The sequence below is a fragment of the Oleiphilus sp. HI0086 genome (genome assembly GCF_001635225.1).
In genome coordinates this window covers 1-399 of the sequence record NZ_LWFZ01000597.1, presented here as the reverse complement: position 1 = coordinate 399, position 399 = coordinate 1, and the positions used below count along the sequence as shown (strand labels likewise).

1 pseudogene is annotated in these 399 nt (G+C 52.4%); it reads right to left on the bottom strand.

Features of this window, described 5'->3' with window-relative positions:
- Positions 1 to 108: 108 nt before the first annotated feature.
- Positions 109 to 399, bottom strand: a pseudogene (locus A3756_RS07135) (IS91 family transposase); the annotation flags it as partial.

Sequence of the window (399 nt, the reverse complement as noted above, 5' to 3'; positions counted from 1 at the left end):
TTTGGTCGATTTGACCGAAAAGTGCCTGGCGAATGGATCTTTAGCCGACAGTTGCCCCACCGGCCTGCCGCAAAGGCTGACAGTACATGGATTGAGAGCTTAGGAGCGTCAATTAAATAAACGAGTCTGCGATGGGCCGAACAGGCTGGGAGTCAGTGGTGGGGCTCGCTCTGGCGGCTGGGTGTGATGGTTAGTATCGGCTTTGGCCGCCTTCTGTTTGAGATGTTTAAGAATCTGCTCGATTATGTCCGGATCCTCAATGCTGGCAATCACTTTGACATGCCCTCCACAGTGCTCGCAAACCTCAATATCAATATTGAAGACTCGCTTAAGTCGCTGCATCCATGTCATGGCATGGTGCCGCTCTTCAGGGGTCTTATCGAGCCAGTCAGTATCGGC